Genomic DNA, 26,149 nt, shown 5'->3' with positions numbered 1-26,149 from the left:
AAATCATGGCTGAATACGACTACGACGTCCTCGTCATCGGCGCTGGCCCCGGCGGCTATGTTGCCTCCATCCGCGCGGCCCAGCTCGGGCTGAAGACCGCGTGTGTGGAAAGCCGCGACACGCTGGGCGGAACCTGCCTCAACGTCGGCTGCATCCCGTCCAAGGCGATGCTGCACGCGTCCGAGTATTTCGACGCTGCCGCCAACGGTACGATGGCGCACATGGGCATCGACGTGACGCCCAAGCTCAATCTCGATGCGATGCACGCCCAGCGTATCGATGCGGTCAAGCAGCTTACCGGCGGGATCGAGTTCCTGTTCAAGAAGAACAAGGTCGACTGGAAGAAGGGCCACGCCACCTTCCAGGACGCCCACACGGTCAAGGTCGGCGACGAAACCGTCACCGCCAAGAACGTGATTATCGCGACAGGTTCGTCGGTGACGCCGCTGCCCGGCGTGGAGGTCGATAACGACAAGCAGGTGGTGGTCGATTCGACCGGCGCCCTCGAACTCAGGGCCGTGCCCAGGAAAATGGTCGTGATCGGCGGCGGCGTGATCGGGCTGGAGCTTGGTTCGGTCTGGCGGCGTCTCGGTGCCGAAGTGATCGTGGTCGAATATCTCGACGCGCTGCTCCCCGGAATGGACGGCGACGTGCGTAAGGAAGCGGCCAAGATCTTCAAGAAGCAGGGCATGGAACTGCGCCTGTCGACCAAGGTTACCGGCGTTACCGTGAAAGGCCAGAAGGCCACGCTTACGCTTGAACCCGCCGCCGGCGGCGAGAGCGAGACGCTGGAAGCCGATTGCGTCCTCGTGTCCATCGGTCGGCGTCCGAACACCGACGGCCTCGGCCTCGATGCTATCGGGCTGGAAACCAACAAGCGCGGGCAGATCGAGATCGACCACGATTTCCGCACCAAGGTGGACGGTGTGTGGGCCATCGGTGACGTGGTCCCCGGCCCCATGCTCGCCCACAAGGCCGAGGATGAAGGGATCGCCTGCGCCGAAAACGTGGCAGGGCAGACCGGCATCGTGAACCACGATCTCATTCCCGGTGTCGTCTACACCTGGCCCGAATTTGCCGGTGTCGGCCTGACGCAGGAAGAAGCCATCGAAAAGGCCGGCGGCGACAAGTCCAAGATCAAGGTCGGCAAGTTCCCGATGATGGCCAACAGCCGCGCCAAGACCAATCACGAGCCCGAAGGCTTCGTAAAGGTCATCGCCGATGCGGAATCCGATCGCGTGCTGGGCGTATGGGCGATTGCCTCGGTTGCCGGCACCATGATCGCGCAGGCCACGCAGGCCATGGAATTCGGCGCGACCAGCGAAGACATTGCCTACACCTGCCACGCCCACCCGACGCATTCGGAAGCGATCAAGGAAGCGGCCATGGGCGTCCAGGGCAAACCGATCCACATCTGATCCGGCTACCGGTCCAAAAAATGCCCGGCTCCTGCACATCGCGGGAGCCGGGTATTTTGCTGTTGGCTCACCGTCTTTCCTTCACGCGCCGGCGCTGGCGTGCGATCGGGGCATTTCACCCCATGGCCTTGACGCCCCAAGACGAATTGCTCCGCCAGCGCGTGTGACGTAGGATGCACCGCGAGGGGAGAAACGCGTGTCCTATCCAAAACTGACCGACCATGCCGGAGCGCTGGAGAGCGCAGCAGCCATTCGGCGCGGAGATATTACGCCGTTCGAAGCGGTCGAGACCGCCATCGCGCGGATCGAACATCACGACGCGCATATCAACGCGGTTGTCGTGTGCGATTTCGACCGCGCTCTCAGCACCGCGAAGTCGATGACCGGCGTATCGCCGCGTACAGACCAGCCGCTGTTCGGCGTTCCGATGACGATCAAGGAAAGTTTCGACATCGAAGGCCTGCCCACCACCTGGGGACACGAACGGTTCGCCGGCAACATCGCCCGGCGCGACGCGAAGTTAGTCAGCCAGCTCAAGGAAGCCGGTGTGATCTTCCTGGGCAAGACGAACGTCCCACCCGATCTTGCCGATTGGCAATCGAACAACCCGGTCTACGGCCGCACCAACAATCCCCACGACCATGAACGTTCGCCCGGCGGTTCTTCGGGCGGTTCGGCCGCGGCGGTTGCCAGTGGAATGGTGCCTTGCGAATACGGCACCGACATCGGCGGATCGGTGCGCGTTCCGGCACATTTCTGCGGGGTGTGGGGTCACAAGACGACCTGGGGGCTTATCTCCAAGCACGGCCACGATCACCCTGCGATGGCGGGGCGCGATGGCCATGACGGCGCTCTTTCCATAGCCGGCCCGCTGGCGCGTAACGCAGCGGACCTGCGCATCCTTCTCGAACTGACCGCAACCGTTCCGCTGCGCGCAGCCGCGAAGCCGATCAAGGACAGCCGGTTCCTGCTGCTGATCGACCATCCGGCCTGCCCCACCGACGATAGCGTGCGCGGGCCGATAGAAGCCGCCGCCGCCGAACTGGAAAATGCCGGTATCAAGGTCGACCGGGCCAGCGATCTTTTGCCTGACCTGACCGCGCAGCAGAACGATTACATGCGTCTGCTCAACGTGGCGATGGCCCGCGGCGCACCGGCACCCGACGGCCACCGCGCCAGCGCCACCGACTGGTTCGACATGCTCGACGTGCAGGCACGCAACGAACTGGCGTGGTCGCGGTTGTTCGAAGCCTACGATTTCGTCCTTGCCCCGCCCGCCCCTGTCCTTGCCGTCCCCCACCGCGAAGGCCGCGTGTTCGACGGCACGATAACGATCAACGGCGCGGAACATCCGGGCGCAGCAGGATTGTGCTGGGCCGGGCTGGCAACCTATCCCAACCTACCGGCCACTGTCCTTCCTGTGGGAGAAACCGGCGGCCTGCCTTGCGGAATGCAGGTCATGTCGCGCAAGTGGGCTGACCTGGATTGCATCGCCGCGGCGGAAGCGATCGGCCACATTCTCCACGGTTAGGGATCGCGACACCAGTATGGGAAATCAACGCGCCATGCGCCAATTTGCCCGTTGGCACATCTGGCTGGGCTGGCTGGTCGGGGTTCCCATCCTGATGTGGACCGTGACCGGCCTGGTCATGGTTGCCAAGCCGATCGAGGAAGTGCGCGGCACGACCCTGCACAAGGAAGCGCCCGAGCGCGCCCTGCCGACGGACACCAACATTGCCGTATCGCTGCCGGCCGAAAGCACGAAACCCGTGCGTTCCGTCTCCACCCGCGTCGAACGCGGCGAAACCGTGACGCGCATCGCCTACATGGACGGGACAACCGATCGTTTCCGGGCCGATGGCAGCAAAATGGGGTCGCTTTCCGAAGTCGAGGCACGTCTGCTGGTGGCCGAGACCATTGTTGGCGGAGACAAGGTAACCGGTTCGGCACGCTTCGAAGCGGACAAGGTGCCGTTCGATTTCCGCCGCCCGATGCCCGTGTGGCAGGTCGCGCTCGCCGACGGGACCAACGTCTATGTCGGCACCGAAACGGGCGAGATCGAGGCGGTGCGAACCCGCTGGTGGCGCATATTCGATTTCATGTGGGGCCTGCACATCATGGACCTGCAGACGCGGGAAGATACGCACCACCCCATCCTGATACTGTTCGCCGCGCTTTCGGTCCTGGGTGCCTTGCTGGGCTGCATCCTGATGTTCCGCCGCCGCAAGGCCCGCGTCACGGCAAAACGATGAACCCCGAAATCCTGACCCCTGTGCTCGATTGGCTGGATCTGGCCGGCGTGGCGATCTTCGCCCTGACCGGCGCGCTGGTCGCGGCGCGCGAAAAGCAGACGCTGGTGACCCTGTCCTTCTTCGCCCTCATCACCGGTGTCGGTGGGGGGTCGGTGCGCGATCTGCTGATCGGCGCGCCGGTTTTCTGGATCCATGATGCATGGGTTGCGGCCATTTGCCTTGGCATGGCGCTGTTCGCGTGGTTCACGCCCACCCGTTGGTGGGAAGGCCGGTTCCTGTCCATCGTCGACGGGCTCGGACTGGCGGCTTACGCGGTGCTCGGCACGGCCAAGGCGCTTGAATACGGGGTACCGCCGGTTCCCGCAGCGTTGATGGGAGTGATCACCGGCTGCGTGGGCGGCATCATTCGCGACGTCCTGGCCGGACGCCCGTCGATCCTCATGCGGCCCGAACTGTACGTAACCGCGGCGGCGCTATCCGCCAGCGTAACGGTGCTGGGCGATGTTGCGGGTATCGAGCGGACGATCGTCTGGATCGCGGCCACCGCAGCCGGTTTCGGGCTGCGGCTGGCGGCGATCCGCTGGTCGTTGTCGCTACCTGCCTACGGCAGGGATTAGCCTTCGACGCCCTGGTAACCGGTGCCGAATTCGATGTCGGGGGCATCCTCGACCTCACCGGCAACGGGGCCACCGGGGTAGGCGGGAGCTTGGTTGTCGATGCGGGCACGGGCCTGCGAATAGGTGGTCGCTTCATACTGGCGATCGGTCGCCGGTTCGGCTGACACATAGCCATCGTCATCTGTGCCATCGTCATCGGCGCCCTGACGGTCGTAGCTGCCCTGATCGTCGTATCCGCCCTGATCGCGGACTTCACCGGTCTCGTAAGCAGTTTCGCCGCCCCGGCCGTAATCGATGGCTTCGATCCGCCCGTCTTCCCCGATCGAGCAGGTGAACCCCGAGCCGTTGTAAAGCGATCCGGTGACCTGCCAGCCCTGCCCTGTGCGATTCACGGTATCGATGCTGGAGATGCGGACGTCACGCTCGACCTCGTCGGCGCACATCTGCACCGCGCGATCGAGGCCGCGCGGATCGTATTGCTGGCGATCGTCGCCGCGGCGCTGGTCGGGATAGCGGTAATCGCGGTCAGGATAGCTGCGGGGCTGGGAATTCTTGGCCGCGTTGGCCACGGCGGCAATGCCGCCGATAATCAGAATACCCGCCAGCACGTCACCTGCATCGACGCCGCGGTCCCTGCGATGGCGATAATGCCGATACTGGTCGGCTCTGTCATCGCCGGGCGTCCAGGCAGGCAGAACCGTTACCGCTGAATGCACCTGGGGTGCCGGCAGGTCTGCAGCAGCGGCCGGAGTGGCGGAGAGAGAAAGCGCCGCAAGGAGCGCAGGTGCAGCGGAAAGTTTGAAAATGGACGACATGGCCCGATACCCCACAAGGCGAGCCTCCACCTGGCGCGCGCATTGACATGATCGCAAAAAATTAGGCGGTTCAGGCTGCATGGAGCCTGAACCGCCTGCTGGTGGTTTATGGTTGGATCAACGCAGTCCGCGGATGCCGCTGAAGTCCACGTTGGTCACGCGTCCCCGCTGGATGTCGCAGGTGAACTTGCCGCTATCGCGGTCGTTCCAGCGCTGATAGCGGTTCTGGCTGTCGCGGTAGCCGTAGCGGTCATAACGACCATCGCGGTAGTTGCCGTCGACCACGATCCGGCCCTTGACCCTCCAGCCATACCGCGTGTCATCGACGTCGCGGATGTCGGTCACCTGGGCATAGCGATAGCCATAGCGACGAGCGTCCTGCCGGGCGGCGTTGACGCAGCGTTCCACGGCCGCGCGCGGGTTGCCGCGATTGGCGTAGCGGTCACCGCGATAGTCGCGGTAGTCGCGGTAGTTGCGGTCATAACGGCCGTCCCGGTCGTATCGACCGTCGCGGTAATCATAGCCGCGATCCTTGCTGGCTGCGCTGGCAACGGCAGCGATGCCGCCGATGATCACGGCGCCGGCGATCACGTCACCGACAGAAATGCCATCGTTGTTGCGATCGCTTGCCTGTGCGGGCGTCGCGCCGGCAAGGGCCATCGCGCTGACGGCTGCGGTTGCGATCCCACCCTTCGCAAAAGCCTTGGTTGTGAGTGTCATGTGAGGCTCTCCTCGTACTTACCGGGGCGGGATTGCCTCGGTTGAACCCTTTCTAGGTGACTCGTACTGAGATGAGGCTGAACCCCCGTGACAGCGAGTGTTAATGTAAAGCGGCACTTTTATGAATGTCTATTTCTCAAGCAATTCAAGGATATCGCGAGAAAACCCTGCGACATCGAAGCGGGTTCCGGTCGGATCCTCACCCCTCCGAACAATCACGACGTTCATGCTGGGAACGATTATTATGAACTGCCCGCGATTGCCCATCGCTGCGAACGTATCGGCCGGGACACCTTCGGATTTGTCGAGCAACCAGAAGCCCGCACCATAACCGAACGGGCCATCTGGCTGCGGGCCTGACGGGGTGGAAACATACCGCACCCACCCCTCGGGTAGAATGCGCGTGCCATCGGCCAACTTGCCATCATCAAGATAAAGCTGACCGAACCGGGCAAGGTCGCGCGCTGTCGACCAAACCTGCGATGAAAGGATATAGTCACCCTGCCAATCGGTTTCCGCGACGGTGTGCGCCATTCCCAACCGCGCGAACAGTTCTACCGGTGGATGTGCCGCGAACTGATCCTTTATGGCAGCAACGGCCGCCAACGTGTCGTTGTTGGCGTATCGGAACACCGAACCCGGCGAATGGATGACCGGCCAGTGCAGTGCCGTTTCCGACACTGTCGATCCCCCGAAATAAAGCGGGTCGGTGCGGTTTCCGGCGGTATCCGAATAACGGCCCGACGCCATGCGCAAGAGATGGTCGATGGTTATGGACCCGCGTGCATCGCCCATTCCCAGACCCGCCGACTGGTGAACGTCCGCGCTCCCGCGGTGTACCGCTGTCCCCACGATAGTTGCAGCGATGCTCTTGGCGACGGACCATGTCCGCTGCGCCGTGTAGACGCCGAAACCTTGCGCATAGGCTTCACCCACGATCGCGCCGTTCTTGAGGACGACGACCGCTGTTGTCCTTGTGCCGGTACCGTAGCGATCGGCAAAGCCGACCCGCCCCAGTTCGTTTTCCGCCACAGGCACTTCCGGAGGCATGATGCGGTACGGCGAGGCCATAGACGGAGCCGTGGTTGCGGGAACCGATGGTGCCTCGGTCATACCCGGAGGCAGGAGCGAGCAACCGGAGCCCCGTTTGTGAAAGGCCGCCCTTGGCGGCGCATCTTCAGCATAGTCGACGGATACGCTGCGGATGGTGTCGAGCGTTCCGAAATCACCCGCAGACGCTCGCTCGATCCGCGCGTCAGGAAGCGTGGGCAAAATCGTCGCAAGCGGTTCCTGAATTCCGGCGAGCTCCCACTCCTCGACGCTTTGCACCGTCCGAAGTCCCCCGCGATCCTCGCCATTGGCAATTGCACTGCACAGGAAAAGCGCCTTGTACCCCGCCGCAAGCGATCGGTCGTAACGGGCTTGCAAATCGTCCTGAGAGATCGATTGCGCGGCAGAAGGGACGGCGAGGAAAAGCGTGGCGGCTGCAAGAGATTGTCGGATCATACTGGCGTTCTTGCACGAGAATTCGCCTGCGCAAAACAAAAGGGCCGGAAGGTTTCCCCTCCGGCCCCATCTGTTGGTTATCGAGAGCGGCTTACGCTTCTTCGAAATCCAGTTCTTCGTTCATCACCGGACCCGAATCCTGGCCCTTGGCATCGACATCGCGCTCGACGAATTCGATGATCGCCATCGGGGCGGCGTCGCTGCCGCGATAGCCGGCCTTGATGATGCGGGTGTAGCCGCCTTCACGGTCGGAATAACGTTCTGCGAGGATGTCGAACAGCTTCTTCAGCTGGGTTTCGTCCTGCAGGCGGCTCATCGCCAGGCGACGGTTGGAAAGGCCGCCACGCTTTGCCAGCGTGATCAGCTTTTCGATGTAGGGGCGCAGTTCCTTCGCCTTGGGAAGCGTGGTCTTGATCTGCTCGTGCTTGATGAGCGCAGCCGACATGTTCCGGAACAGGGCGTTGCGGTGGCCGGTCTTGCGCTGAAGCTTACGGCCTGAAATCTTGTGACGCATTATTCAATCCTTCGTTCGAAATGGGGCCGTTTCAGGTACCCCAGTGCCGGTTCGGATCAGGGTTCCGAACCAATACCCGTGTCGTCGGCCCGCTGGCGGGCCAAGGAGGGTCGGAAACAACGTCCCGACCCCGCCCGCAGAAATTAACCGAGCAGCTCTTGTTCGAGCTTCTTGGCCATTTCTTCGATGTTTTCCGGCGGCCAGCCAGGGATGTCCATGCCAAGGCGCAGGCCCATCGACGACAGGACTTCCTTGATTTCGTTGAGCGACTTGCGGCCGAAGTTCGGCGTGCGCAGCATCTCGGCTTCGGTCTTCTGGACCAGGTCGCCGATGTAGATGATGTTGTCGTTCTTGAGGCAGTTGGCCGAACGCACCGACAGTTCAAGCTCGTCGACCTTCTTGAGAAGGTAACGGTTGAGCTGGTTGGTGTCGCTTTCCTGCGGTTCTGCAGCCTGGCCGATCATGGCCGAGCTGGGCTGCGGGATGCCGTCTTCGAAGTGGACGAACAGCGTCAGCTGGTCCTGAAGAATGCGCGCGGCGTAGGCCACGGCGTCTTCGGGGGCCACGGTGCCATCGGTTTCGATGTTCAGCGAAAGCTTGTCGTAGTCCAGTTCCTGGCCAACGCGAGCGTTCTCGACCTTGTAACTTACCTGGCGAACCGGCGAATAAAGGCTGTCGACGGGGATGAGACCGATCGGCGCGTCGGCCGGACGGTTCATCACTGCCGGGCGATAGCCCTTACCGGTGTCGGCGGTCAGCTCCATGTTGAGCGTAGCGCCTTCGTCGAGGTGGCAGATCACGAGATCCTTGTTCATCACCTCGATGTCGCCCGAAACGGCGATATCGCCAGCCTTGACTTCGGCCGGGCCGGTGGCGGAAAGCTGCAGGCGCTTCATGCCCTCGCCTTCCATACGCAGCGCGATCTGCTTCACGTTCAGGACGATGTCGGTGACGTCTTCACGCACGCCGGCGAGCGAGCTGAATTCGTGGAGCACGCCTTCGATCTTGATCGAGGTGATAGCTGCGCCCTGAAGCGAGCTGAGAAGCACGCGGCGCAGCGCGTTGCCGAGCGTGAGGCCGAAGCCACGCTCGAGCGGTTCTGCGACGAAAGTCGCCTTGCGGCTCTTGTCGCCGCCATCCTTGATTTCAAGGCTGTTGGGTTTCTTGAGTTCCTGCCAGTTCTTGATGTTGACGGACATGGATTTCCCCTGGTTCGGATGCGGGCGGGACCGGAGCCCTCATGTGAGAGCGTCCGGTCCGTGAGAGGGTGTCGGCGGCCTGAACGTCAGGCCACCAGGCAGGTACGGATCAGACGCGACGACGCTTGGAAGGACGGACCCCATTGTGCGGGATCGGCGTCACGTCACGGATCGAAGTGATGGTGAAGCCCACAGCCGCAAGACCGCGAAGCGCGCTCTCACGACCCGAGCCCGGGCCCTTCACTTCAACCTCGAGGGTGCGCACGCCGTGTTCAGCGGCCTTGCGGCCCGCGTCATCGGCAGCGACCTGCGCGGCATAGGGAGTCGACTTGCGGCTGCCCTTGAAGCCCATCGTGCCGGCGCTGGACCAGCTGATAGCGTTGCCCTGTGCGTCGGTGATGGTGATCATCGTGTTGTTGAAGCTGGCGTTGATGTGCGCCACGCCGCTCGAAATATTCTTTTTGTCGCGGCGCCTAACGCGGCCGGGTTCGCGTGCCATGTGGTTTCTTCCTTACATTCTATCAAGAAGGGAAAAGCGTTTCGGAGAGTCCGAAAGCTTACTTCTTCTTGCCGGCGATCGGCTTGGCCTTACCCTTGCGGGTGCGGGCGTTGGTGTGAGTGCGCTGGCCGCGAACGGGCAGGCCTGAACGGTGACGAAGGCCACGATAGGACTTGAGGTCCATCAACCGCTTGATGTTCATCGCGGTACCGCGGCGAAGGTCGCCTTCAACCGTGTGATCGGCGTCGATCGTTTCGCGGATGCGCAGAACTTCCTCGTCGGAAAGGTCCTGCACGCGGCGAGCGTGATCGATGCCAAGCTTGTTGGCGATCTCAACGGCCGTGGTACGGCCGATTCCGTGAATATAGGTGAGCGCGATAATCACGCGCTTGTTGGTGGGGATGTTTACCCCGGCAATACGAGCCACTTACTTCTCCATGCTCCACAGGGTGCAACCGATTGGCTGCGAGCCCCATCTCATCGCTCAAAACATCCGACAACAAAGCGGGCGCGATTAACGCAAAAAGCCCGGATGGCGCGCATGTGGCTGACGCCTGCCGGACTCACCGCAACTGTCGGATAACGGCGCGCTTAGGGGGATTCGCCCGAAGCGTCAACCGCCTTGCACATGCAACACGACCTGGCCGCCGATATGGGCAGCCAGTCGCGCAGTTCAACCCGCTTACAACACGCAGCTTCACGCGTCAAAGCCGGTCACATCACCCCGAAGGCCAGCATCGCATCGGCAACTTTCTTGAATCCCGCGATATTGGCCCCCTTCACGTAATCGACATGGCCCTTGTCGTCCTGGCCGAATTCCACGCATTTTTCGTGGATGCCTTCCATCAGTTCCGTCAGCATCTGTCCCAGGCGTTCGTGATTCCAGCTGATGCGTTCCGAATTCTGGCTCATTTCCAGGCCGGACACGGCAACGCCGCCTGCATTGGCTGCCTTGCCAGGTCCGTAAAGGATCTTCGCATCGTGGAAGACCTTAACCCCGTCGAGCGTGGTCGGCATGTTGGCGCCTTCCGACACCGCGATCACGCCGTTATCGACCAGTTCCCTGGCCTCTTCGGCGTTCAGCTCGTTCTGCGTCGCGCAAGGCAAGGCCACGTCGCATGTGACATCCCACGGGCGCTTTCCTTCATGGAAGGTCGATCCGGTGAAGTGGTCGGTGTATTCGCTGATCCGCCCGCGCCGCTCGTTCTTGAGGCGTTTGACCCAGTCGATCTTCTCCTGGTCGATTCCATCGGGATCGTGGATGAAGCCCCCACTGTCGGAAAGGGTCAGAACCTTGCCGCCCAGCTGGACGATCTTTTCCGCCGCATGGGTCGCGACATTGCCCGAGCCTGAAATCACGGCCGACTTTCCCTCGACGTCGTTGCCGGCGTGCTTCAGCATGTTCTGCAGGAAATAGACCGCGCCATAGCCCGTCGCCTCGGGACGCATTTTCGAGCCGCCATATTCGGTGCCCTTGCCGGTGAGCACGCCTTCCCAGCGGTTGGTAATCCGCTTGTACTGTCCGAACATATAGCCGATTTCGCGGGCACCCACGCCAATGTCACCGGCGGGCACATCCGTGTCCGGTCCGATGTGGCGATACAATTCGGTCATGAACGACTGGCAGAAGCGCATGACTTCGCTGTCGCTCTTGCCCTTGGGATTGAAGTTCGCACCGCCCTTCCCGCCGCCCATCGGCAGGCCGGTCAGCGAATTCTTGAAGGTCTGCTCGAAGGCGAGGAACTTGAGCACGCTCTCATTCACGCTGGGGTGGAACCGGATGCCACCCTTGTAGGGGCCGATCGCGTTGTTGTTCTGAACCCGCCATCCGCGCTGCACCCGGACGTTATGGTTGTCGTCTTCCCAGCATACGCGGAACGATACGATCCGGTCGGGTTCGGCAATGCGGCGCAATATCTGCGCTTCGTGGTATTTTTCCTTATCGTCGATGAACGAGAAAACGTCCTGTGCGACCTCCTGGACCGCCTGGATGAATTCGGTTTGTCCCTCGTTCCGCTTCTTGACGCCTTCCATGAACGTCGGAAAATCCACGTGCCTGTCGTATATCGATGCCATTGGCCTGAGCCCTCCCCCTGTTTGCCCGTTTGCGGGCCATTGCGTGGTCTGCGACCACTGCGCCCTCCCCGGCGCGTATTCCGCTGCTCGCTTAATCGTCAGTCGGTTGATCACCCTGTGCTTCCAGGGCGGCCTCGCTTTCGCTTCCAACGTCGTCCGAAGCACCATCCAGACCGCCCAGCTTGTCCCGCAGGGCGTCAAGCTGCTGGTCCATCACGCCATCGACCGCCTTGGAAATTTCCGCGATTTCGTACCGCATGGGGCCGCCGACATTGTATTCCCACAAGATCCGCGTGCCCCGGTCGATCTCTTTCAGGGTAATCGTAAGGACGCCAGTTGCCGGTTCCCCCTGCAACGGGCCAAGACCGCCCCGCATCCGCAAAACGCGCAGCGGGTAGGCCTGCACCACGTGCATGTGAACCACGCTGCCATCCAGGGAAAACCCGTCGGCCCGATCTTCACCGGGGACGCGTTCGCAAAAGCAACCGCCCGCCTGGGGCGTGAGCGTGAGGTTTGCGGAATCGCCTGACCACGTATGGGATGAATTCCACCACGTTCCCGGCCGCGTCAGCGCCAGCCAGGTTTCCATGGGAGTTGCGGCGACGTTGGCTGTCGCGCGGGTTACGAACCCGTCGTCACTCGTTTCCACCACCTCGGCCGAAAGAGGTGTCGCAGCAAAAAGTGCAAGCGCGGCGGCGGCGTAACGATGCATCTGGTTCTCCTCGGGACCTCAGGTCCTAGGGGAAGCCAGACGCATTTGGAAGTCAGCAGACAATCAGCGCGACAGGATCGTGTCGATCGCGTGGGTCACGTCTTCAATGGAGGCCATGCCGTCGATCCGGCTGACGATGCCGCGCGCTTCATAACCGGGCAGGATCGGTGCGGTTTCGGAACGGTAGACACCCATGCGGTTGCGCACGGTTTCTTCGTTGTCGTCCGGACGGCGCTTGAATTCGGTTGAACCGCAGCGGTCACAGACGCCTTCCTTGGCGGGCTGCTTGAAGGTTTCGTGATAGCCCTCACCGCACTCGCCGCAGGTGTAGCGACCGGTGATGCGCTCGACGAGCGCATCCTCGTTCACTTCGAGTTCGATCACATGATCGAGCTTGCGCCCGTGCTTCGACAGAATGCCATCAAGCGTCTCGGCCTGGGCCTCGGTACGCGGATAGCCATCGAAAATGGCGCCCGTTTCCGGGCCCATCGCGGTCAGTTCGGCATCGATCAGCTCGCTGACGATTTCGTCCGACACCAGGTCACCGCGGTCCATCACCGCCTTGGCCTTGAGACCAACCGGAGTGCCAGCCTTCACCGCCGCGCGCAGCATATCGCCAGTCGAAAGCTGGCGCATACCGTGGTGATCTTCGATCCGGTGGGCCTGGGTGCCCTTGCCAGCGCCCGGAGGGCCGAGAAGAATGATGTCCATTGCGTGAAAGTCCCCTTCGCCCCGTCGCTGCTTAACGCAGGCGGCCCTTCAACTTGGCCTTCTTGATAAGGTCGCCATACTGGTGTGCCAGCAGGTGAGACTGTATCTGGCTGATGGTGTCGACGGTGACATTGACGACGATCAGCAGGCTGGTTCCGCCCAGGAACAGCGGGACGCCGGTCTGGGCAATCATGTATTCCGGCACCACGCAGACCACCGTCAGGTAGATCGCGCCGATAACGGTAATGCGGGTCAGAACGTAGTCGAGGTAATCCTCGGTCCGCTTGCCGGGGCGGATGCCCGGAATGAAGCCACCGTTCTTCTTCAGATTGTCCGCTGTTTCTTCCGGATTGAAAACGATCGCGGTGTAGAAGAAGCAGAAGAAGATGATGCCGATGCCATAGAGCAGCATATACAGCGGCTGCCCGTGCTGCAGATACTGAAGCACCGTCTGCAGGACACCGCCGAAGCTGCTTTCGGTATCGACCGAATTGCCCGCAAACTGCGTGATGGTCAGCGGCAGAAGCAGCAGCGAGCTGGCGAAGATCGGCGGAATAACGCCGGCCGTGTTCAGCTTGAGCGGCAGATGCGAACGATCGGCCTGCATCATGCCGCGCTGCGTGGCGCGCTTGGGGTACTGGATCAGCAGGCGGCGCTGGGCGCGCTCGAAGAAGCAGATGCCCAGGATGAGAACAACCACCATCAGGATGAACCCGACGATGATGCCCGTGGCAATCGAACCTTCCGAATAGCCCGAACCCATGTTCGAAACGAAGGTCGGGAACTGGGCGACAATGCCGGCCATGATGATCAGCGATACACCGTTACCGATACCGCGGCTGGTGATCTGCTCGCCAAGCCACAGCAGGAACATCGTCCCACCCACAAGGCTGATCACCGCGCCGACGCGGAACATCATGCCGGGATCGACAACCGCCTGCATTCCGCTCTGCGCGCCGAAGCTTTCCAGGCCGGAGGCAAGGAACCAGCCCTGGATCGCGCACAGGAAGACCGTGCCGTAGCGGGTGTACTGGTTCAGCTTCTGGCGCCCGACGGTGCCTTCCTTCTTCAGCGCTGCCAGCGACGGGTGCAGAGCAGCCGCCAGCTGGATCACGATCGAAGCCGTAATATAGGGCATCACGCCGAGCGCGATGAGACTCATGCGCTCAAGGCTGCCGCCCGAAAATGTGTTGAACAGATCGAGGATGCCGCCACGCGTCTGGTCGTACAGGTCGCCAAGGATCAACGGATTGACGCCAGGCAGCGGTACGAAGCTGAGGAAGCGGAAAACGATCAGCGCACCGATCGTGAACCAGATACGGTTCTTGAGCTCGGTTGCTTTCGAGAAATTGGCGAGGCTGAGATTGCTCGCGATATTGTCGGCGCGTGATGCCATCGGTCAGGTTCGATCCTAAAGCCAGTTGGTCTGGGGCGCCGGCCCGTCCCGGCGCAGACCGGACAGATAGGGAGCGAGGCGACCAATGTCGAACCCCGCTCCCATTATTTTGCCGATTACTTGGCCTTGGCGGCCTTGTTCGCAGCGGCGCGGGCCGCCTTCTTTTCGTGCTCGGGCTGAGCCTTTTCGATCACTTCGACCGAACCGCCAGCCTTTTCGACGGCAGCAACAGCACCCTTCGACGCGCCGGCAACCTTAAAGGTAACCTTGGTCGTGAGTTCGCCTTTGCCCAGCAGACGGACGCCATCCTTGCCGCCACGTGCGAGGCCGGCGGCCTTCAGCGCTTCGTGGTCGATCAATTTCTTGGCGTCGAGCTTCTTGGCGTCGATGAATTTCTGGACCATGCCCAGGTTCACTTCGGCGAAATCCTTGGCGAAGGGGTTGTTGAAGCCGCGCTTCGGCAGGCGCATGTGAAGCGGCATCTGGCCGCCTTCAAAGCCCTTGATGGCGACACCCGAACGGGCCTTCTGGCCCTTCTGGCCACGGCCAGCGGTCTTGCCCTTGCCCGAACCGATACCACGGCCCACGCGGAGGCGGGATTTACGGGCACCGGGATTGTCGCGGATTTCATTCAGTTTCATGGTTCTGCACTCGCTTTCGCTTTATTCGCGCTAAATGGAAGCGGCCCGGTACGCGACCGGGCCACCTTGGTCAATCGATCAGGCGATCAATCGACGATTGTTACAAGATGCGGGATTTTGGCGATTGCGCCGCGCACCTCGGGGGTGTCCTGGCGTTCGACGATCTTGTGCATCTTGTTGAGGCCCAGGCCGACCAGGATCTTGCGCTGGCTTTCCGGACGACGGATCGGCGAACCGATCTGCTTGATCTTGACGGTCTTGTTCTTGGCCATTTGGCTTACTCCACCACAGCCGCGGCGTCGGCTTCTGCCTCGGCCTGGGATGCGCCACCGCGACCGAGAAGGTCTGCAACCTTCTTGCCCCGACGCTGTGCCACCGACTTCGGCGAAGTCTGGTTGGTCAGCGCGTCGAACGTGGCGCGGATCATGTTGTAGGGATTCGAGCTACCGACCGACTTGGTCACGACGTCTGCGACGCCAAGGCTCTCGAACACGGCGCGCATCGGGCCACCAGCGATAATGCCGGTACCTGCAGGCGCAGTGCGAACGGTTACCTTGCCGGCACCGAAGCGACCCTTGCCATCGTGATGGAGGGTACGGCCCTCCTTCAGCGATACGCGGATCATCTTCTTGCGTGCTGCCGCGGTTGCCTTCGAAATGGCTTCCGGCACTTCGCGAGCCTTACCGTGGCCGAAACCGACGCGGCCCGAGCCGTCACCCACGACGACCAGAGCAGCAAAACCGAAGCGCTTACCGCCCTTCACCGTCTTGCTGACGCGGTTGATGTGGACGAGCTTCTCGATGATGCCGTCGTCTTCTTCCTCGCGGCGACCACCACGACGATTGTTGTCACGGCCACCACGGCCACGACCACCGCCGTCACGGTTTCCGCCACCACCGCCCCGGCCGCCACGACCCTGACGCTCACGCGGCTGGCCTTCGGCGCCCTGGGCAGGGCTCTGGTTGTCGGCAGCTTCCGACGGAGTGTCGGCAATCGCCGGCTCTTCCTTGGTCACGGCGTGTTCGGTCTCGGCCGTCACTACCTTTTCCTCGGTCTGAGCTTCGGTGTTTTCGTTTTTGGTTTCGTCAGCCATCATCAGAACTCCAGCCCGCCTTCGCGCGCGGCGTCGGCCAGCGCTTTGACGCGGCCATGGAACAGGAAGCCACCGCGGTCGAACACGACGGTGGTCACGCCAGCCTTCTTGGCAGCGGCAGCGATGTCGCTACCGACCTGCTTGGCGGCATCGACATTGGCACCCGAAGCCTTCGCGCCGAGCGTCGAGGCTGCGGCGAGGGTCTTGCCCGCTGCATCATCGATGACCTGTGCGTAGATGTGCTTGCCGGTGCGGTGCACCGACAGGCGAGGCTTGCCACCAGCGTGGGCCTTGAGGGCCGTGCGCACGCGGCGACGGCGGCGTTCGAAAAGGGAGAGCTTGGCCATCTTACTTCTTCTTCCCTTCCTTGCGGAAGATGTACTCGCCGCGGTACTTGATACCCTTGCCCTTGTAGGGTTCGGGCTTGCGCCAGCGGCGGATTTCGGCGGCAAACTGGCCAACGGCCTGCTTGTCGATGCCCGAAATCTCGACAGTGGTCTGGTCCGGGGTTTTCACCTCGAGACCTTCCGGGATCTGGAGATCGACGTCATGGCTGTAGCCAAGCTGCAGCTTCAGCGTCTTGCCCTGCGAGTTGGCACGATAACCAACACCGGTGATCTCGAGGACCTTGGAAAAGCCGTCGGTGACGCCTTCGACCAGGTTGGAAACCAGCGTACGCTGCATACCCCAGTGGCTGCGAGCAGCCTTGGTGTCATTTGCCGGCGTGATCGAAATTTCCTCTCCTTCGAGCTTGTACTCGACGAGGTCCGACAGACCCATGGTGAGGGTGCCCTTGGGGCCCTTCACGCTGAGCATGCCGTTATCGATGTTGGCGGTGACCCCGCTAGGGATCGCCACCGGCTTTTTGCCGATGCGGCTCATCAGAACACCTCCGCCAGCACTTCGCCACCGACGTTGTGCGTGCGCGCTTCGTTGTCCGAAAGCACACCGCGCGGCGTCGAGACGATGGTGATGCCAAGACCGTTGCGTACGATCGGAAGTTCTTTCGAACCCGAATAGACGCGGCGGCCAGGCTTGGAGACGCGAGCGACATGCTTGATCGCAGGTTCGCCCTCGAAATACTTCAGTTCAATCCGCAGCGCGGGGTGCTTGCCCGAAGCGTCTTCGCTGAAGCCACGGATGTAGCCTTCACGCTGGAGAACTTCGAGCACGTTTGCACGCAGCTTGCTGGCGGGCGAAAGGACACTGTCCTTCTTCGCACGCTGGCCGTTGCGGATACGGGTGAGCATATCACCCAGGGGATCGGTCATTGCCATCTGTCAGTACCTCACCAGCTCGACTTGGTCAGGCCTGGAATCAGGCCCTTGTTGCCGAGGTCGCGCAGTTCGATACGGTTCAGGCCGAACTTGCGATAATAGCCGCGGGGGCGGCCGGTGGTGGCGCAGCGATTGCGCACGCGGGTCGGGTTCGCATTACGCGGCAATTCGGCCATCTTGAGGCGCGCCATAAGGCGATCCGTCTCGTCGGCGTTCTTGTCGTCCGCGATAGCCTTAAACTTCGCGTACTTTTCCGCATACTGCTTCACGAGCTTCTTACGACGCTCGTTCTTGTTGATCGAACTCAGTTTCGCCATTGGACTTAAGTTCCTCTTCTAGCGGCTCACGCCGCCTCCTTCTCTTCCGACACTTCGGCCGGGAACGGGAAACCGAAAAGACGGAGCAGTTCGCGCGCTTCGTCGTCGGTCTTCGCCGTCGTGGTTACAATGATGTCCATACCCCGGACCGTGTCGATCTGATCGTAGCTGATCTCGGGGAAGACGATCTGTTCCTTCATGCCCATCGCGTAGTTGCCACGGCCATCGAACGACTTGGGGTTAACCCCACGGAAGTCGCGGATACGCGGCATTGCGATGGTGACCAGGCGGTCGAGGAATTCGAACATGCGTTCGCGGCGCAGGGTGACCTTGCAACCGATCGGCATACCTTCGCGCAGCTTGAACTGTGCGATGGATTTCTTGGCCTTGGTGATAACCGGCTTCTGGCCGGCGATCAGTGCCATTTCCTCGGCAGCCGTCTGGACCTTTTTCTTGTCCTGGCTCGCCTCGCCCACGCCCATGTTGAGCGTGATCTTTTCCAGCTTCGGAACCTCGAGACGGTTCTTGTAGCCGAACTTCTCAGTCATCGCCTTGACGATTTCATCGTCATAGCGCTGCTTCATGCGGGGGGTATAATCAGCCATCGATAGTCTCCCCGGACTTGACGGCGACACGCACCTTCTTCCCGTCCTTCATTTCGAAACGGACGCGAGTGGGCTTGCCATCCTTGGGATCGGCCAGCGCAACCTTGGCGATGTGCATCGGCGCTTCGAAGCGATCGATGCCACCCTGCGGGTTCTGCTGGGTCGGCTTGCGGTGACGCGCAGCGATATTGACGCCTTCGACGACGACCTTGCCGTCTTTCGGCATGACCTTCGCGACGGTGCCGGTCTTGCCCTTGTCCTTGCCGGACAGGACGACGACGCTGTCACCCTTCTTGATCTTTGCGGAAGCCATTACAGCACCTCCGGAGCAAGCGAGATGATCTTCATGAAGCCGCGGCCGCGAAGTTCGCGAACCACCGGGCCGAAGATACGGGTACCGATCGGCTCTTCGTTCTTGTTCACGAGAACCGCGGCGTTGCTGTCGAAGCGGATGACGCTGCCATCGGGGCGGCGAACATCTTTCCTCGTACGCACGATGACAGCGCGATGGACATCGCCCTTCTTCACCTTGGTGCGTGGCTGGGCTTCCTTGACGGAAACCACGATCACGTCGCCCACGGAGGCAGTCCGGCGCTTCGACCCACCCAGTACCTTGATGCACTGGACGCGCTTTGCGCCGCTGTTGTCCGCGACGTCGAGATTGGATTGCATCTGGATCATTGATCCGTCTTCCTTCTCATTGGCTTGCCGGAACCAGTCCGGCAGTTCCTAACGTCTAACTGTTCAGTTACCTGCGGCTTCGACTTCGAGGTCGGCCTCAACGGCTTGTGTGCCGCCTGCGGTAACGCGATCCTTCACGATCCACGTCTTGGTCTTGGAGATCGGTTTGGTCTCTTCGATCCGGACGATGTCACCGAGCGTGTACTCGTTGGCTTCGTCGTGGGCGTGGTACTTCTTCGAACGGCGGATGATCTTCCCGTAGAGCGGGTGCTTCACCTTGCGCTCGACGAGCACGGTAACGGTCTTGTCGGTCTTGTCGGAGGTGACGGTCCCGATCAGAATACGCTTGGGCATGGTCTACTCCTTAAACCTTGGCTGCGGCGCTGGCGGCGCGTTCGGTCTGCAGCGTCTTGATCTTGGCGATCGTGCGACGCACTTCACGAATGCGGGCCGGAGCTTCGAGCTGGTTGGTCGCCGCCTGGAAGCGGAGATTGAACTGCTCACGCTTCAGCGAGGTCAGTTCTTCGGCCAGCTGGTCGTCCGACTTCTGGCGCAGGTCTTCAGTCTTGGCCATCATTCGCCTCCCAGGTGCGAGGTGTCGCCGAGGCGGGCAACGACCTTGGTCTTGATCGGCAGCTTCATGGCCGCACGCTCGAATGCTTCAGCGGCCAGCGGGCCGGCAACGCCGTCGAGTTCGAACAGGATGCGGCCCGGCTTGACGCGTGCAGCCCAGTATTCGATCGAACCCTTGCCCTTACCCTGACGGACTTCGGCAGGCTTCTTCGATACCGGCACGTCCGGGAACACGCGGATCCACAAACGCCCCTGGCGCTTGATGTGACGCGTGATCGCACGACGAGCGGCTTCGATCTGACGAGCGGTGATCCGCTCGGGCTCAAGCGCCTTCAGGCCGTACGACCCGAAATTCAGCGTGGTGCCACCCTTGGCGTTGCCATGGATCTTGCCCTTGAACGCCTTGCGGTACTTGGTTTTCTTCGGTTGCAGCATGGTTCTTTCCTAATCCTGCAATCAGCGAGCCGGACGGACGCCGGAAGTCTGAGCTTCCATCATCAGTCGGTCCTGTGCGGTCGGATCGTGGGCAAGGATCTCGCCCTTGAAGATCCAGCACTTGATGCCGATGATGCCGTATGCGGTCAGCGCTTCGGCGGTCGCGTAGTCGACGTTACCGCGCAGCGTGTGCAACGGCACACGGCCTTCGCGATACCATTCCACACGGGCGATTTCCGCGCCGCCGAGACGGCCGCCGCAGGTGATCTTGATGCCTTCCGCGCCAAGGCGGAGGGCCGACTGCACGGCGCGCTTCATGGCACGACGGAAGGCAACGCGGCGGACCAGCTGGTCTGCGATGCCCTGGGCGACGAGCTTCGCGTCGATTTCCGGCTTGCGGATTTCAACGATGTTCAGCTTCACTTCGCTGGCGGTCATCTTGGCGAGCTGCAAACGCAGCTTCTCGATGTCCGCACCCTTCTTGCCGATGATGACACCGGGACGAGCCGCGTAGATCGAAATGCGGCAAAGCTTTGCCGGGCGCTCGATCACAACCTTCGAGATCGCGGCCTGGGGCAGCGTGTTCACGATGTGCTTGCGGATCTCGATGTCTTCCTTGAGCAGCTTGGCATAGTCGCGCCCTTCGGCGTACCAGCGGCTGTCCCAGGTGCGGTTGATCTGCAGGCGCAGACCGATCGGATTGCTCTTATGGCCCATCTTACGCCTCTTCCTGCTCGCGAACCACGATACGCAGCCGGCTGAACGGCTTGAGAATGCGCGTGGACTTGCCACGGCCGCGCGTGTGGAAGCGCTTCATGGTGATCGACTTGCCGACCGACGCTTCCGCAACGACGAGCGCATCGACGTCGAGGTTGTGGTTGTTTTCCGCGTTGGCAATCGCCGAAGCGAGAACCTTCGTGGCATCCTTCGCCATCGCCTTCTTGCTGAAGGAGAGGATGTTGAGGGCTTCTTCAGCCTTCTTGCCACGGATCAGTGCAGCAACGAGATTCAGCTTCTGCGCAGAACCACGGATCGTGGTGCCAACGGCCAGAGCCTCGTTGTCCGCTACGCGGCGGGGAGCTTTCTGCTTGCTCATCAGCGCTTACCCTTCTTGTCGGCAGCATGACCCGGGAACGTGCGCGTAGGCGCGAATTCACCGAGCTTGTGGCCGACCATCTCTTCCGAAACGGAGACCGGGATGAACTTGTGGCCGTTGTAGACGTTGAACGTCAAACCAACGAACTGCGGCAGTATCGTCGAGCGACGCGACCAGGTCTTGATCGGCGCGCGACCACCATTGTCCTGTGCGTCCTCCGCCTTCTTGAGCAGGCTGAGCTCGACGAACGGACCTTTCCAAACGGAACGAGCCATGTCGGATTACCTCTTCTTCTTGGCGTGGCGCGAACGGATGATCATCTTGTCCGTCTGCTTGTTCTTGCGGGTACGGGCACCCTTTGTCGGCTTGCCCCACGGAGTAACCGGATGACGGCCACCGCTGGTGCGGCCTTCACCACCACCGTGCGGGTGATCGACAGGGTTCTTAGCGACGCCACGCGTGAGGGGCTTCTTGCCCATCCAGCGACGACGACCGGCCTTACCCATGTTCTGGTTCTGGTTGTCGGGGTTCGACACGGCACCGACCGTCCCCATGCAGTCGGCGCGCAGGTAACGCTGCTCGCCGCTGTTGAGACGCACGATGACCATGCCGCGGTCACGACCGACCAGCTGGACATAGGAGCCAGCAGCACGGGCGATCTGCCCGCCCTTGCCGGGCTTCATTTCGACGTTGTGGCAGATCGTGCCAACCGGCATCTGACCCAGAAGCATGGCGTTACCAGGCTTCGTGTCGGTCTTTTCGCCGGCAACGACCTTGTCGCCCACTGCCAGGCGCTGCGGCGCCAGAATGTAGGCCAGTTCGCCATCGTCATACTTGACCAGGGCGATGAAAGCCGTGCGGTTGGGATCGTACTCGAGCCGTTCCACGGTGCCTTCGGAGTCCCACTTGCGACGCTTGAAGTCGACGTAGCGGTACTTCTGCTTGTGGCCACCAGCCATGCCGCGCGAGGTGACATGACCCTTGTTGTTGCGTCCACCGGTCTTGCGCTTGCCTTCGACCAGCGACTTGACCGGCTTGCCCTTGTAGAGGCCCGACTTGTCGACAAGAATAAGGCCGCGGCGACCGGGGCTCGTCGGTTTGTAATTCTTCAGTGCCATGGGATCAGCTCACACCTTCCGTGATGTCGATCGGGTCCTGGCCTTCAGCCAGTGTCACGATCGCCTTCTTCACGTCACTGCGCTTGTAGGGCTTGCCCTTCCAGCGCTTGGTTTTGCCCTTCACGACGAGCGTGTTCACGCCTGCAACCTTACGGCTGAAGATCGCTTCGACCGCTTCCTTGATCTGCGGCTTGGTCGCGTCGTTCGAAACCTTGAAGACGACTGCGTTGTGCTCTGCAGCCAACGTCGACTTCTCGGTGATGTGCGGGGCGAGGATCACGTCGTAATGACGCGCGTCGATTTCCTGCTTCTTAGCCATTGAACCGGGCCTCCAGCTTCTCGACTGCATCCTTGGTGAGGACCAGCGTGTCGTGCTTCAGGATGTCGTAGACGTTGGCACCCATCGCCGGCATCACGTTGACGCCGGGAATGTTGCCTGCAGCCTTCATGAAACCGTCGTTCACGGTATCACCGTCGATCACCAGAACCTTCTTGCCCCAGCCTGCCTTGGCCAGGTGCCCCACGAGCACCTTGGTCTTGGCGTCCTTGAGCTCGAGCGTGTCGACGACAACGAGGCCGTCCTTCGCCTTGCTCGACAGGGCCATCTTCAGGCCGAGTGCGCGGATCTTCTTGTTCAGCGACTGCTCGAAGTCACGCTTGCGCGCACCATGAGCCTTACCGCCGCCGATGAAGATCGGAGCTGCACGGTCACCGTGACGGGCGGTACCACCACCCTTCTGGTTGCCGTACTTCTTGCCGGTGCGGGCAACATCCGAACGCTCGCGCGTGGGACGTGCGGTGCCACGACGATTTTCGAGCTGCCATGTAACGACGCGATGCAGGATGTCGGCGCGCGGCTCGACCCCGAACACGGTGTCGTTGAGCTCGATATCGCCAGACGCCTTGCCGTCGATTTTCTGGACCTTCACCTTCACGGATCAGCCCTCCTTGTTCTCGTCCGAGCCGGAAGCGGCTGCGGACGTGTCGGTGGTGTTCTCGGTGTCGGCACCAGCTTCCTGTTCCTTCAGCAGCTTTGCCTGCTGTTCGGCGGAAACTTCGGTTACGACTTCGTGCTCGGCAGCGCTCTCGACGAGGCCGGGAGCCGCTTCTTCGCTCGCGAAATCGTCTTCGTTGCGGCGCATCACGCCCGGGAACGGAAGTTCGCCGTGCTTGATCTTCACCGCATCGCGAACGAGCAGCCAGCCATTCTTCGAGCCAGGGACCGAGCCCTTGACGAAGAGAAGGCCGCGATCTGCGTCCGTGCGAACGATTTCGAGGTTCTGCTGGGTGCGCTGACGGTCGCCCATGTGGCCGGCCATCTTCTTGCCCTTGAACACGCGGCCCGGATCCTGACGGTTACCCGTCGAACCGTGCGAACGGTGCGAGAGCGAAACGCCGTGCGTTGCGCGCAGACCACCGAAGCCCCAACGCTTCATGGCGCCGGCGAAGCCCTTGCCCTGCGTGTGTCCGGTGATGTCGACCTTCTGGCCGGCAATGAAATGTTCGGCAGAGATGCGAGCGCCGACGGGAAGCAGAGCTTCCTCGCTATCGACGCGAAATTCTGCGACCTTCATCTTGAGAGGAACTTCAGCCTTGGCGAAAGCTTCGCGCTGCGGCTTGTTGACGTTCTTCTGCTTGGCTTCACCGGCACCCACCTGGAGTGCGATGTAGCCGTCACGGTCGGCGGTACGATGCAGGGTAACCTGACAATCTTCCAGCGCGAGAACGGTGACCGGCACGTGCCGACCGTCCTCCTGGAAGAGGCGGGTCATCCCGACTTTCTTTGCGATCACGCCTGTGCGCATCGTCAAACTCCTAAACAGAGGCACCCCGGCCCATCCGAGGTGCGTGCCAGCCCTAGTTTGTGATGCGTCGCCCCGTCCGGGCTGAGTGCTCCGCCGGCCGGATGGCCTTTGGAGCTAGACGGGGGACGCAGACCCGGATGAAATCCGGCGGTATCCCGATGTCTTGCCACACCCTTCGGTGCGACGGGCCTTCGGGGGCCCTTTAACTTCCCTGCCTAGTTAAGGTCCGGCAGGAGGACCGAAATCAGGCGGATCAGGCCAGCTTGATTTCCACGTTCACGCCGGCAGCGAGATCGAGCTTCATCAGCGCATCGACCGTCTGGGCGTTGGGCTGCACGATATCGAGCAGCCGCTTGTAGGTACGCACCTCGAACTGCTCGCGCGACTTCTTGTCGATGTGCGGGCCGCGGTTCACGGTGAACTTCTCGATACGCGTCGGCATGGGAATGGGGCCGCGAATGAGTGCACCCGTACGACGTGCGGTTTCTGCGATTTCGCCAGTTGCCTGGTCGAGAACGCGGTGGTCGAACGCCTTGAGGCGAATGCGGATATTCTGAGCTTCCATTACCTACACCGATGCGAAAGAGCCAAACGAGCCGTTATCGACCCGCAAAAAAAGAAAGGCCCGCCCTGCTGATCCCGGTTTCCCGGAGTGGGCGACCTTCCCTGAATTCGTTTTCCGGGGGACGAATCCCCGGCTGTTGGCGCGCATATACGGGTGACACCCGAGTCTGGCAACCCCCGAAATCCACTCAAATGAGAGCGGGCCAAAGCGGCGGGGGAAAACCTAACCTGGGACTACTCCATGCGCCGCGGAAAATCCGAGGGCCCGCCCCTTCTTCCGAAGGAACGGGCCCCGAAATTTCAATCGCGATAAGCGATTACTTCGTGATCGAGCTCACAACGCCCGAGCCGACGGTACGACCGCCTTCACGGATTGCGAAGCGCAGACCTTCGTCCATAGCGATCGGTGCGATCAGCTTGACGTTGATCGTCACGTTGTCGCCCGGCATCACCATTTCGGTGCCCTCGGGAAGGATCACTTCGCCGGTGACGTCGGTGGTGCGGAAGTAGAACTGCGGACGATAGTTCGCGAAGAACGGCGTGTGACGGCCGCCTTCGTCCTTCGAAAGGACGTAAACTTCGGCGCTGAACTCGGTGTGCGGGTTGACCGAGCCGGGCTTGGCCAGAACCTGGCCACGCTCGACGTCTTCACGGGCGACGCCGCGGATCAGGGCACCGATGTTGTCGCCGGCTTCGCCGCGATCGAGCAGCTTGCGGAACATTTCAACGCCCGTAACGGTCGTCTTGGTGGTGTCCTTGATGCCAACGATTTCGCATTCGTCGCCGACGTTCACGATACCGGTTTCGACGCGGCCGGTGACAACCGTACCACGACCCGAGATCGAGAACACGTCTTCGATCGGCATCAGGAAGGGCTTGTCAACGGGACGTTCCGGCTGCGGAATGTGCTCATCGACGGCATCCATGAGAGCCAGGATCGAGTTCTTGCCGATTTCGTCGTCACGACCTTCGAGGGCGGCCAGAGCCGAACCCTTGACGATGGCGATGTTGTCGCCGTCGAAGTCGTACGAGCTGAGCAGTTCGCGAACTTCCAGTTCAACGAGTTCGAGGATTTCCTCGTCATCGACCTGGTCGACCTTGTTCATGTACACGACCAGTGCCGGAACGCCGACCTGACGGGCAAGCAGGATGTGCTCGCGGGTCTGGGGCATCGGGCCGTCGGCTGCGTTCACGACCAGGATCGCGCCGTCCATCTGGGCGGCACCGGTGATCATGTTCTTGACGTAGTCGGCGTGGCCCGGGCAGTCGACGTGCGCGTAGTGACGGGCACCGGTTTCGTACTCGACGTGTGCGGTCGAAATGGTGATGCCGCGCTCACGCTCTTCGGGGGCCTTGTCGATGTTTGCGAAATCGACTGCAGCACCGCCGTGCGCCTCAGCCATCACCTTGGTGATTGCCGCGGTCAGCGTGGTCTTGCCATGGTCGACGTGACCGATGGTGCCGATGTTGCAGTGCGGCTTGTTCCGCTGGAATTTTTCCTTCGCCATT

Annotated in this window: 37 protein-coding genes; 4 read left to right on the top strand and 33 right to left on the bottom strand. The window is 61.7% G+C overall.

The window, feature by feature from the left end; translation table 11 throughout:
• The first annotated feature begins 5 nt into the window (after nt 1–5).
• The 4 genes from lpdA to VR863_RS03525 all read left to right on the top strand — a co-directional run bounded on the left by lpdA (nt 6) and on the right by VR863_RS03525 (nt 4,287).
• A complete protein-coding gene (gene lpdA, locus VR863_RS03540) occupies nt 6–1,418 on the top strand; it encodes a dihydrolipoyl dehydrogenase (RefSeq protein WP_324827046.1) in 1,413 nt (470 codons plus the stop codon).
• A gap of 196 nt (nt 1,419–1,614) precedes the next feature.
• Nucleotides 1,615–2,949, top strand: a complete 1,335-nt coding sequence (locus VR863_RS03535) for an amidase family protein (RefSeq protein WP_324827045.1) — start codon at nt 1,615–1,617, stop codon at nt 2,947–2,949.
• Between the two features lie 34 nt (nt 2,950–2,983).
• Entirely contained in the window at nt 2,984–3,670 is a 687-nt protein-coding gene (locus VR863_RS03530; protein ID WP_324827044.1) for a PepSY domain-containing protein, read from the top strand.
• Nucleotides 3,667–4,287, top strand: a complete 621-nt coding sequence (locus VR863_RS03525; RefSeq protein WP_324827043.1) for a trimeric intracellular cation channel family protein — start codon at nt 3,667–3,669, stop codon at nt 4,285–4,287. Before VR863_RS03530 ends, VR863_RS03525 begins: the two co-directional genes overlap by 4 nt.
• Here VR863_RS03525 and VR863_RS03520 read toward each other — a convergent pair.
• The 33 genes from VR863_RS03520 to tuf all read right to left on the bottom strand — a co-directional run bounded on the left by VR863_RS03520 (nt 4,284) and on the right by tuf (nt 26,148).
• Complete coding sequence (locus VR863_RS03520) at nt 4,284–5,102, bottom strand: hypothetical protein (RefSeq protein ID WP_324827042.1); 819 nt, start codon at nt 5,100–5,102, stop codon at nt 4,284–4,286. The two genes, VR863_RS03525 and VR863_RS03520, sit on opposite strands and share 4 nt — an antisense overlap.
• 117 nt (nt 5,103–5,219) lie before the next feature.
• Nucleotides 5,220–5,822 carry a hypothetical protein gene (locus VR863_RS03515; RefSeq protein ID WP_324827041.1) on the bottom strand — a complete coding sequence of 201 codons (603 nt, stop codon included), beginning with the start codon at nt 5,820–5,822 and terminating at the stop codon, nt 5,220–5,222.
• A gap of 129 nt (nt 5,823–5,951) precedes the next feature.
• A complete protein-coding gene (locus tag VR863_RS03510) occupies nt 5,952–7,328 on the bottom strand; it encodes a serine hydrolase domain-containing protein (RefSeq protein WP_324827040.1) in 1,377 nt (458 codons plus the stop codon).
• 91 nt (nt 7,329–7,419) lie between these two features.
• Nucleotides 7,420–7,842: a 50S ribosomal protein L17 gene (gene rplQ, locus VR863_RS03505; protein ID WP_324827039.1), complete on the bottom strand. Its 423-nt coding sequence runs from the start codon at nt 7,840–7,842 to the stop codon at nt 7,420–7,422.
• Between the two features lie 143 nt (nt 7,843–7,985).
• Nucleotides 7,986–9,041, bottom strand: coding sequence for a DNA-directed RNA polymerase subunit alpha (locus VR863_RS03500; protein WP_324827038.1), 1,056 nt, complete (start codon nt 9,039–9,041; stop codon nt 7,986–7,988).
• A gap of 109 nt (nt 9,042–9,150) precedes the next feature.
• Nucleotides 9,151–9,540, bottom strand: coding sequence for a 30S ribosomal protein S11 (rpsK, locus tag VR863_RS03495; protein ID WP_324827037.1), 390 nt, complete (start codon nt 9,538–9,540; stop codon nt 9,151–9,153).
• A gap of 58 nt (nt 9,541–9,598) precedes the next feature.
• A complete protein-coding gene (gene rpsM, locus VR863_RS03490; RefSeq protein WP_324827035.1) occupies nt 9,599–9,967 on the bottom strand; it encodes a 30S ribosomal protein S13 in 369 nt (122 codons plus the stop codon).
• Between the two features lie 287 nt (nt 9,968–10,254).
• On the bottom strand, nt 10,255–11,616 hold the full coding sequence (gene gdhA, locus VR863_RS03485; protein WP_324827034.1) for an NADP-specific glutamate dehydrogenase: 1,362 nt from the start codon (nt 11,614–11,616) through the stop codon (nt 10,255–10,257).
• Between the two features lie 91 nt (nt 11,617–11,707).
• Nucleotides 11,708–12,328, bottom strand: coding sequence for an SRPBCC family protein (locus tag VR863_RS03480; RefSeq protein WP_324827033.1), 621 nt, complete (start codon nt 12,326–12,328; stop codon nt 11,708–11,710).
• A 63-nt stretch (nt 12,329–12,391) separates the two neighbouring features.
• Nucleotides 12,392–13,039 carry an adenylate kinase gene (locus VR863_RS03475; protein WP_324827032.1) on the bottom strand — a complete coding sequence of 216 codons (648 nt, stop codon included), beginning with the start codon at nt 13,037–13,039 and terminating at the stop codon, nt 12,392–12,394.
• A gap of 31 nt (nt 13,040–13,070) precedes the next feature.
• A complete protein-coding gene (secY, locus tag VR863_RS03470) occupies nt 13,071–14,435 on the bottom strand; it encodes a preprotein translocase subunit SecY (protein WP_324827031.1) in 1,365 nt (454 codons plus the stop codon).
• 116 nt (nt 14,436–14,551) lie between these two features.
• Nucleotides 14,552–15,076: a 50S ribosomal protein L15 gene (rplO, locus tag VR863_RS03465; RefSeq protein WP_324827030.1), complete on the bottom strand. Its 525-nt coding sequence runs from the start codon at nt 15,074–15,076 to the stop codon at nt 14,552–14,554.
• An 86-nt stretch (nt 15,077–15,162) separates the two neighbouring features.
• Nucleotides 15,163–15,348: a 50S ribosomal protein L30 gene (gene rpmD / locus VR863_RS03460; RefSeq protein WP_324827029.1), complete on the bottom strand. Its 186-nt coding sequence runs from the start codon at nt 15,346–15,348 to the stop codon at nt 15,163–15,165.
• Between the two features lie 5 nt (nt 15,349–15,353).
• A complete protein-coding gene (gene rpsE / locus VR863_RS03455; RefSeq protein ID WP_324827028.1) occupies nt 15,354–16,172 on the bottom strand; it encodes a 30S ribosomal protein S5 in 819 nt (272 codons plus the stop codon).
• Entirely contained in the window at nt 16,172–16,516 is a 345-nt protein-coding gene (rplR, locus tag VR863_RS03450; protein ID WP_324827027.1) for a 50S ribosomal protein L18, read from the bottom strand. Before rplR ends, rpsE begins: the two co-directional genes overlap by 1 nt.
• Nucleotide 16,517: 1 nt before the next feature.
• Complete coding sequence (rplF, locus tag VR863_RS03445) at nt 16,518–17,051, bottom strand: 50S ribosomal protein L6 (RefSeq protein WP_324827026.1); 534 nt, start codon at nt 17,049–17,051, stop codon at nt 16,518–16,520.
• Nucleotides 17,051–17,446 (bottom strand): 30S ribosomal protein S8, encoded by a 396-nt coding sequence (rpsH, locus tag VR863_RS03440; RefSeq protein WP_324827025.1) that lies wholly within the window; start codon nt 17,444–17,446, stop codon nt 17,051–17,053. Before rpsH ends, rplF begins: the two co-directional genes overlap by 1 nt.
• An 11-nt stretch (nt 17,447–17,457) precedes the next feature.
• Entirely contained in the window at nt 17,458–17,763 is a 306-nt protein-coding gene (gene rpsN / locus VR863_RS03435) for a 30S ribosomal protein S14 (protein ID WP_324827024.1), read from the bottom strand.
• A gap of 26 nt (nt 17,764–17,789) precedes the next feature.
• The gene (rplE, locus tag VR863_RS03430; RefSeq protein WP_324827023.1) at nt 17,790–18,368 is read right to left on the bottom strand and encodes a 50S ribosomal protein L5; all 579 of its coding nucleotides are present in this window, start codon (nt 18,366–18,368) and stop codon (nt 17,790–17,792) included.
• Complete coding sequence (gene rplX, locus VR863_RS03425; protein ID WP_324827022.1) at nt 18,361–18,681, bottom strand: 50S ribosomal protein L24; 321 nt, start codon at nt 18,679–18,681, stop codon at nt 18,361–18,363. Before rplX ends, rplE begins: the two co-directional genes overlap by 8 nt.
• Complete coding sequence (gene rplN, locus VR863_RS03420; RefSeq protein WP_138615862.1) at nt 18,681–19,049, bottom strand: 50S ribosomal protein L14; 369 nt, start codon at nt 19,047–19,049, stop codon at nt 18,681–18,683. The genes rplX and rplN overlap by 1 nt, the downstream gene beginning before the upstream one ends.
• A gap of 63 nt (nt 19,050–19,112) precedes the next feature.
• Nucleotides 19,113–19,403, bottom strand: a complete 291-nt coding sequence (rpsQ, locus tag VR863_RS03415; RefSeq protein WP_324827021.1) for a 30S ribosomal protein S17 — start codon at nt 19,401–19,403, stop codon at nt 19,113–19,115.
• A 10-nt stretch (nt 19,404–19,413) separates the two neighbouring features.
• Nucleotides 19,414–19,623 (bottom strand): 50S ribosomal protein L29, encoded by a 210-nt coding sequence (gene rpmC / locus VR863_RS03410; protein WP_324827020.1) that lies wholly within the window; start codon nt 19,621–19,623, stop codon nt 19,414–19,416.
• Complete coding sequence (rplP, locus tag VR863_RS03405; protein WP_221590206.1) at nt 19,623–20,057, bottom strand: 50S ribosomal protein L16; 435 nt, start codon at nt 20,055–20,057, stop codon at nt 19,623–19,625. The genes rpmC and rplP overlap by 1 nt, the downstream gene beginning before the upstream one ends.
• 21 nt (nt 20,058–20,078) lie before the next feature.
• Nucleotides 20,079–20,774, bottom strand: a complete 696-nt coding sequence (gene rpsC, locus VR863_RS03400) for a 30S ribosomal protein S3 (protein ID WP_324827019.1) — start codon at nt 20,772–20,774, stop codon at nt 20,079–20,081.
• A gap of 1 nt (nt 20,775) precedes the next feature.
• Nucleotides 20,776–21,153, bottom strand: a complete 378-nt coding sequence (gene rplV / locus VR863_RS03395) for a 50S ribosomal protein L22 (protein ID WP_324827018.1) — start codon at nt 21,151–21,153, stop codon at nt 20,776–20,778.
• Complete coding sequence (gene rpsS / locus VR863_RS03390; RefSeq protein ID WP_200980821.1) at nt 21,153–21,428, bottom strand: 30S ribosomal protein S19; 276 nt, start codon at nt 21,426–21,428, stop codon at nt 21,153–21,155. The genes rplV and rpsS overlap by 1 nt, the downstream gene beginning before the upstream one ends.
• Nucleotides 21,429–21,434: 6 nt before the next feature.
• The gene (gene rplB, locus VR863_RS03385) at nt 21,435–22,271 is read right to left on the bottom strand and encodes a 50S ribosomal protein L2 (protein ID WP_324827017.1); all 837 of its coding nucleotides are present in this window, start codon (nt 22,269–22,271) and stop codon (nt 21,435–21,437) included.
• Nucleotides 22,272–22,275: 4 nt separating this feature from the next.
• Nucleotides 22,276–22,590 (bottom strand): 50S ribosomal protein L23, encoded by a 315-nt coding sequence (locus tag VR863_RS03380; protein ID WP_324827016.1) that lies wholly within the window; start codon nt 22,588–22,590, stop codon nt 22,276–22,278.
• Complete coding sequence (rplD, locus tag VR863_RS03375) at nt 22,583–23,206, bottom strand: 50S ribosomal protein L4 (protein ID WP_324827015.1); 624 nt, start codon at nt 23,204–23,206, stop codon at nt 22,583–22,585. Before rplD ends, VR863_RS03380 begins: the two co-directional genes overlap by 8 nt.
• 3 nt (nt 23,207–23,209) lie before the next feature.
• On the bottom strand, nt 23,210–24,076 hold the full coding sequence (gene rplC, locus VR863_RS03370) for a 50S ribosomal protein L3 (RefSeq protein WP_324827014.1): 867 nt from the start codon (nt 24,074–24,076) through the stop codon (nt 23,210–23,212).
• A gap of 253 nt (nt 24,077–24,329) precedes the next feature.
• Nucleotides 24,330–24,641, bottom strand: coding sequence for a 30S ribosomal protein S10 (gene rpsJ / locus VR863_RS03365; RefSeq protein WP_061924928.1), 312 nt, complete (start codon nt 24,639–24,641; stop codon nt 24,330–24,332).
• Nucleotides 24,642–24,957: 316 nt separating this feature from the next.
• Nucleotides 24,958–26,148, bottom strand: a complete 1,191-nt coding sequence (gene tuf / locus VR863_RS03360; RefSeq protein WP_324827013.1) for an elongation factor Tu — start codon at nt 26,146–26,148, stop codon at nt 24,958–24,960.
• Nucleotide 26,149: the final 1 nt, after the last annotated feature.

Origin of the sequence: Qipengyuania zhejiangensis (assembly GCF_035607565.1) — a bacterium.
GTDB lineage: Bacteria > Pseudomonadota > Alphaproteobacteria > Sphingomonadales > Sphingomonadaceae > Qipengyuania > Qipengyuania zhejiangensis.
The sequence above is the reverse complement of the archived record's forward strand: the minus strand, read 5'-3'. Positions and strand labels throughout refer to the sequence as shown.

Coding starts and splice junctions, on each gene's coding strand:
- rpmD (WP_324827029.1), bottom strand. CDS start 15,348: ATGGCCAAGAACAAGACCGTCAAGATCAAGCAGATCGGTTCGCCGATC.
- rplQ (WP_324827039.1), bottom strand. CDS start 7,842: ATGCGTCACAAGATTTCAGGCCGTAAGCTTCAGCGCAAGACCGGCCAC.
- VR863_RS03520 (WP_324827042.1), bottom strand. CDS start 5,102: ATGTCGTCCATTTTCAAACTTTCCGCTGCACCTGCGCTCCTTGCGGCG.
- rpsQ (WP_324827021.1), bottom strand. CDS start 19,403: ATGCCCAAGCGTATTCTGATCGGGACCGTCACCTCCGACAAGACCGAC.
- VR863_RS03525 (WP_324827043.1), top strand. CDS start 3,667: ATGAACCCCGAAATCCTGACCCCTGTGCTCGATTGGCTGGATCTGGCC.
- rplX (WP_324827022.1), bottom strand. CDS start 18,681: ATGGCTTCCGCAAAGATCAAGAAGGGTGACAGCGTCGTCGTCCTGTCC.
- rpsJ (WP_061924928.1), bottom strand. CDS start 24,641: ATGGAAGCTCAGAATATCCGCATTCGCCTCAAGGCGTTCGACCACCGC.
- VR863_RS03480 (WP_324827033.1), bottom strand. CDS start 12,328: ATGCATCGTTACGCCGCCGCCGCGCTTGCACTTTTTGCTGCGACACCT.
- rplC (WP_324827014.1), bottom strand. CDS start 24,076: ATGCGCACAGGCGTGATCGCAAAGAAAGTCGGGATGACCCGCCTCTTC.
- VR863_RS03380 (WP_324827016.1), bottom strand. CDS start 22,590: ATGGCTAAGAAGCAGGAAATCGACGCGCGTCATTACGACGTGATCCTC.
- gdhA (WP_324827034.1), bottom strand. CDS start 11,616: ATGGCATCGATATACGACAGGCACGTGGATTTTCCGACGTTCATGGAA.
- rplE (WP_324827023.1), bottom strand. CDS start 18,368: ATGGCTGATTATACCCCCCGCATGAAGCAGCGCTATGACGATGAAATC.
- rplB (WP_324827017.1), bottom strand. CDS start 22,271: ATGGCACTGAAGAATTACAAACCGACGAGCCCCGGTCGCCGCGGCCTT.
- rplR (WP_324827027.1), bottom strand. CDS start 16,516: ATGGCCAAGCTCTCCCTTTTCGAACGCCGCCGTCGCCGCGTGCGCACG.
- tuf (WP_324827013.1), bottom strand. CDS start 26,148: ATGGCGAAGGAAAAATTCCAGCGGAACAAGCCGCACTGCAACATCGGC.
- rplP (WP_221590206.1), bottom strand. CDS start 20,057: ATGCTGCAACCGAAGAAAACCAAGTACCGCAAGGCGTTCAAGGGCAAG.
- rpsC (WP_324827019.1), bottom strand. CDS start 20,774: ATGGGCCATAAGAGCAATCCGATCGGTCTGCGCCTGCAGATCAACCGC.
- rpsK (WP_324827037.1), bottom strand. CDS start 9,540: ATGGCACGCGAACCCGGCCGCGTTAGGCGCCGCGACAAAAAGAATATT.
- rplN (WP_138615862.1), bottom strand. CDS start 19,049: ATGATCCAGATGCAATCCAATCTCGACGTCGCGGACAACAGCGGCGCA.
- VR863_RS03510 (WP_324827040.1), bottom strand. CDS start 7,328: ATGATCCGACAATCTCTTGCAGCCGCCACGCTTTTCCTCGCCGTCCCT.
- lpdA (WP_324827046.1), top strand. CDS start 6: ATGGCTGAATACGACTACGACGTCCTCGTCATCGGCGCTGGCCCCGGC.
- VR863_RS03475 (WP_324827032.1), bottom strand. CDS start 13,039: ATGGACATCATTCTTCTCGGCCCTCCGGGCGCTGGCAAGGGCACCCAG.
- rpmC (WP_324827020.1), bottom strand. CDS start 19,623: ATGGCCAAGACTGAAGACCTGCGCCAGAAGTCGGACGACCAGCTGGCC.
- rplO (WP_324827030.1), bottom strand. CDS start 15,076: ATGAAACTGAATGAAATCCGCGACAATCCCGGTGCCCGTAAATCCCGC.
- rpsS (WP_200980821.1), bottom strand. CDS start 21,428: ATGGCTCGTTCCGTTTGGAAAGGTCCGTTCGTCGAGCTCAGCCTGCTC.
- rpsE (WP_324827028.1), bottom strand. CDS start 16,172: ATGATGGCTGACGAAACCAAAAACGAAAACACCGAAGCTCAGACCGAG.
- rpsN (WP_324827024.1), bottom strand. CDS start 17,763: ATGGCGAAACTGAGTTCGATCAACAAGAACGAGCGTCGTAAGAAGCTC.
- VR863_RS03515 (WP_324827041.1), bottom strand. CDS start 5,822: ATGACACTCACAACCAAGGCTTTTGCGAAGGGTGGGATCGCAACCGCA.
- rpsH (WP_324827025.1), bottom strand. CDS start 17,446: ATGGCAATGACCGATCCCCTGGGTGATATGCTCACCCGTATCCGCAAC.
- secY (WP_324827031.1), bottom strand. CDS start 14,435: ATGGCATCACGCGCCGACAATATCGCGAGCAATCTCAGCCTCGCCAAT.
- VR863_RS03500 (WP_324827038.1), bottom strand. CDS start 9,041: ATGTCCGTCAACATCAAGAACTGGCAGGAACTCAAGAAACCCAACAGC.
- rplF (WP_324827026.1), bottom strand. CDS start 17,051: ATGAGCCGCATCGGCAAAAAGCCGGTGGCGATCCCTAGCGGGGTCACC.
- rplV (WP_324827018.1), bottom strand. CDS start 21,153: ATGAGCAAGCAGAAAGCTCCCCGCCGCGTAGCGGACAACGAGGCTCTG.
- VR863_RS03530 (WP_324827044.1), top strand. CDS start 2,984: ATGCGCCAATTTGCCCGTTGGCACATCTGGCTGGGCTGGCTGGTCGGG.